3 protein-coding genes are annotated in these 4960 nt (G+C 44.3%); 1 reads left to right on the forward strand and 2 read right to left on the reverse strand.

The features are described from left to right. Positions 1–241: 241 nt before the first annotated feature. Positions 242–1777 carry a hypothetical protein gene (locus tag SWH54_07445; protein MDY6791085.1) on the reverse strand — a complete coding sequence of 512 codons (1536 nt, stop codon included), beginning with the start codon at positions 1775–1777 and terminating at the stop codon, positions 242–244. Between the two features lie 689 nt (positions 1778–2466). On the opposite strand from SWH54_07445, the gene gdhA reads away from it, so the two are divergent. Continuing rightward, entirely contained in the window at positions 2467–3816 is a 1350-nt protein-coding gene (gdhA, locus tag SWH54_07450) for an NADP-specific glutamate dehydrogenase (GenBank protein MDY6791086.1), read from the forward strand. Positions 3817–4279: 463 nt separating this feature from the next. Here the strand turns inward: gdhA and SWH54_07455 are convergent, their stop codons facing one another. Further along, a complete protein-coding gene (locus tag SWH54_07455; protein MDY6791087.1) occupies positions 4280–4822 on the reverse strand; it encodes a HAMP domain-containing sensor histidine kinase in 543 nt (180 codons plus the stop codon). Between the last annotated feature and the right edge of the window lie 138 nt (positions 4823–4960).

Genomic DNA, 4960 nt, shown 5'->3' on the forward strand with positions numbered 1-4960 from the left:
TCTATGAAAGCCTTTCAGAATTTGGGTTTTTGGTTTCGTCACCATCTGTATACCCTTATTCTAAAGGCTTTTCCAGCTTTTTTAGATGGTTATTACTACTTTTTTTCGCTCAATTGGGGTTCTATCTTAATAATAATCTAATAAGCTGTGGTTAAAAATAATCAACGCCGCGTCATCCGGGCTTGGATTCTTCCCTTCTTCTTCTGCCTTTGTGCCTCTGTGCTTTCTGCCTCTTATTTCTTTACTCATTTAATTTAATCAATGCAAAAATAATTTTCCCTTCACCGCGGGTGGAAACATGTACCCGCTGTGCCGATTCATCCTCCAGGCCCCACGGCAGCGGAACATCCTCAATCCCAATGCTGACATAATGATCTCCGGAAGCCACCGGCCAGAATTCAAATTTTCCGTCTGAATCGGTTTCCGTGGTGAACCGACCGTCTAAATAGATAACAATATTTTTCAAGGCCGTTTCATTTATGCCTTGCCTGCCATCTTTATTTTCGTCCAGAAAGACTGTTCCGGTGATCCTTCCCCGGCCCGGACTGCCGGTGGGTCTTCCATACAAAACAGGTTTTGTTCCTGAAGCTCTGGCATAGCTTATGGAAAATAGAACGGTTTTGCCGTCCGTGGTGGTGCTTTCCGTATTTTCCGGCTCATTCATATTGCGGTTGTAATCCGCATTTATGCTGATCAGCCAGTTTTCATAAAACTGCCAGCTGAGCCCAAACGATAAGCTGGTGCCTTTCGATTTTCCGAGTGTATTGCTTTCTGTGATCACATGTTGGGCGGTTCCTGTCAGCTTTAGGTCTGTTAGGAGTGATTTTTCGGCGGAAAGGCGAAGGCTGAGTTCATCTTCTCTAAGTTCCGTCCAGGTGTATTCGATGTCCGTATTCAGCCGGTTTAGAAAAGCGGCTTTCCACACATGATCCCACAAGGCACCATAGGTGGTTGTGTCATCTGCCGCTGTATCATTTTCATTGAGGCTTAACTGAAACCGGCTGGTGCCAAGGGGAAACCGATGCAACACAAAGCTTTTCAGCCCGTAGACCCGGTTGTCATCTTCGGCAATTCCGGAATCGGCATGGGAGGTATTTAAGTTTACGGATCCGCCGAACTGTGTTTTTGTACGATAGCGCCAGGTTCCGTTAATAAATGATGCCGTGGTGATGTTACCGGCAAGTTGCGGATTTTCATCCAGATTGTTTTTGGAAACCTCGCTTCCCAAGGTCCATTGCCAGCGGAAAGACCTGCGATTGGAGCGTAAATAAAGGCCTTCACGGTCATTGTCAATGGGGGTATCGGTCCACAGCAGGTCAGGTTCAAAATAAAATGCACCAAAGTAGTGATGCCATTTGCCGTGCTTAAAGTGATCATCCAACCACAGGCCGGCATTGCTCTGGCTGTCGCCGAGAAAATGTATTTGAAGGCTTTGAGAATTTGCAGCATCTTGATATTGGAGAACACCGGCATAGCTTCGATGGTTTTCTCCGTTTTCCGGATCAATGGTACTCCAGAACTGAGCGCCCAATTCCCACTGGTCATCAACCCGGTGAGTCGCGCCGAGTCCATATAATTTCCCTTCGGTTTTTTCAAAGGCCTGGCTGGCAATTCCTGTATATGTTCCGATTTCTCCAGCATTAAAAACCAAAGATGTATCATTACTATAAAACCTTGTATTGGCTCCCTGCAAAATAGTGGATGGCAGATAAAACCGGTAGCTTCGGCTGACCTGGGTGGGGGTAAAACTTCGGAAATGTCCGACTTCGCTGTCCATTTGAAGCCAGTCTTTGAGAACATAATCCTGCTGGCGAAAAAGAACCCGCCCGTCTTCTTTTTTTCATCATTGCGCTCATCTGATATAAGTCCTTCAGCCAGTAGTTCAAAGCTTCCGTTGCCGACGGTTTCCTGTCGCCAGCGAAGCTGTGCACCGTGTTCCGTTAGGGTGGTATCGTTGTCGGTTTCATTTTGATAATAGCGGTAGGTCATTCCGATTGATCCGGGTCCCAGGCGGCTTTCTTCATATTCCTCTTCCATTTCAATTTCTTTAATGATGTCTTCATCAATCAGGCGATCCACATAAATCGAAGGAGCAGAGCCTTCAGTCGTTTCAGGAGAGTCTCCCGGTAAAGGTGGCTCGGCGTATAAAGTGGGTGCTGTTAAAGTTAAAACAGCTAAAAATGCGGTGGGTATGGACGTGCGCAGTGAAATAAGCAAAACTCCTTAAATTCGAGTTAACAGTGACGAGTGATCGAATTGCAAATGGGCAAGTTTGTATAAACGGGTTTAATGCCAATTACTGGAAACAATATGACGATTAAAATGAAATTATAACAGTATATTACACTGTATGTCAAGATTTGTCGCGGACTTTTATAATGGTTTGACATTTTAACATAATTAAAATAAATGAATGCCAATCTATAAAACCATCAAAACAACCTACTACTAAAGGAGAAAGAGATTATGTCAGACATCATGCAAGTAATAAAAAACAAAGATCCCCAGGAAAGAGAGTTTCATCAGGCAGTAAGCGAAGTCATGGAATCGGTAAAACCGGTTCTGGATCAAAATCCTGTTTATCGGCAGGCAAAGATACCTGAAAGGATTGTTGAACCGGAACGGGTGATTTTATTTCGTGTACCATGGATGGATGATCAGGGAGAAGCGCAGGTCAACAGGGGCTTTCGTATAGAAATGAACAGCGCCATAGGCCCTTACAAGGGAGGGCTGCGTTTCCATCCGTCTGTTAATCTTGGCATTCTAAAGTTTCTCGCGTTTGAACAGGTTTTTAAAAATGCGCTGACCACACTGCCCATGGGTGGGGGGAAAGGCGGATCGGATTTTGACCCCAAAGGAAAATCGGATAACGAGGTGATGCGATTTTGCCACAGTTTTATGTGTGAGCTTTTTCGCCACATTGGGGCGAACACCGATGTGCCTGCAGGCGATATAGGTGTCGGAGCAAGGGAAATCGGTTATCTGTTTGGGATGTATAAAAAATTGAGAAACGAATTTACCGGCATACTAACCGGTAAGGGTCTCAACTGGGGAGGAAGCCTTATACGACCGGAAGCCACCGGTTTTGGTTCAGTTTACTTTGCTGCCGAAATGCTTGCTACCAAGAATAAAACACTGGAAAACATGACATGTCTGGTTTCCGGATCAGGAAACGTCGCTCAGTTTACTGCAGAAAAGCTTTTGGAGCTCGGGGCCAAAGTGGTGACTTTATCGGATTCTTCCGGGTACATTTATGATGAAAGCGGGATAGATGAAAAAAAGCTTGAATATGTAAAGATGCTCAAGAACGTAAGAAGAGGAAGGATTGGAGAATATGCCGAGAAGTATTCTTCCGCTGTTTATACTCCGGTTGACCCTGCAAACGATCATAATCCTCTATGGAACCATAAAGCAGATTGTGCTTTTCCCAGTGCCACACAGAATGAAATCAATGAAAAAGATGCCCGGAATCTGGTTAACAATGGTGTTATGCTGGTATGCGAAGGGGCAAATATGCCGACAGAACCGGAAGGCATAGATATTTTCCTTGGCAACAAGCTTCTCTATGGCCCCGGGAAGGCGGCAAATGCAGGCGGTGTTTCTGTTTCCGGTCTGGAAATGACCCAAAACAGCATGCGACTGTCCTGGACCCGTGAGGAGGTGGACGACCGGCTGAAGATAATCATGAAGAGTATTCACCAAACCTGCCTGGATGCGGCAGAACAATACGGTACCCCCGGCAACTACGTTAATGGTGCCAACATTGCCGGTTTTGTTAAAGTGGTGGATGCCATGATGGACCAGGGACTGGTTTGATTAAAACCTGGTTTTTTGGATCAGGTTAGAGAAAAACGGCTAAGCTGAATCGACTCACTCATTTTATGGGTGGCGGGTTATGGGTTGCGAGTTACGAGTGAAGAAATGAATTCCAGCTAATTTTGAATAAAAATGGAAATAGTCTTTATTCGCTTTGTTCATGCAAATATTTGAATATGTATAAAACTTTGTTCCTCAAAATTTTATGGACATGTAACACGTAATCCGCCACTCGCAACGTGTGACGTTTACCATGCATCCCCTTACAGCGATAATCAAAGCAGGGCTTTCCGAATCCGGATATTTGCTATTTTATCTATTTAAGGGGTCCGTGTACAGAGTACTGGACTTATTTGTTAAGGCTGATACGGGCCAATGGGCGCTTCTCCGGACGAACCACTAACAATCATTAAAGCTCAAACGGTTTACAAAAAAGGCCATTTATAAGAAAATCCCCGACCCCTCATCCATTTAAGTCGTTTGCAGGAAGGCTCACCCTAATTTTCAATCCATCGGATGAATTTTCAGCACTGATCTTTCCTTTATGCTTTATAATGATTTTTTTAGCAATGGCCAGACCCAATCCTGAACCGGGTGTACGGGATTGTTCAGCCCGAAAAAATGGTTTAAAAATCCTGGTCAGCTCTTCCTCGGGCAATGCCTCAAATGAGTTTGTGACAGTGATGACAGTAACGTGTTGCTCAAAGTAGGTTTTGATAATTACCTGTCCATTTTTCGGGGTAAATTTGATTGCATTTTCAAGAATATTGGTCAATGCGGTTTTAAGTGCATGTATATCTCCAATAATCGGTTGGTCGACAGACAAATAAGTCATCACCTGTAATCGCTTGTGACTGATATTCGGCTTGAGACGTTTAGCAATTTCATTCAGCAGTTGGGAGAGATCAAAGGGTTTAAGCTTTACGGCTGTTTCCTGAATATCCAGCTTGGATAACAGAAGGATGCTTCCTATGAGGCCATCCAACTCCTCAATGTCTTCCTGCATGTCGTCCAGATGCCTGCCTAGTAATACGTTTCATTAATACTTTTACATATTAGCTTGCGGTAAATCGAATTTCTTCCAGCAATGTACAACGGGCTCAGTATTGATTTCTTCAATTCCCTTGAGGATTCTTTCTTTGAG

The sequence above is a fragment of the Thermodesulfobacteriota bacterium genome (assembly GCA_034189135.1).
GTDB lineage: Bacteria > Desulfobacterota > Desulfobacteria > Desulfobacterales > JAUWMJ01 > JAUWMJ01.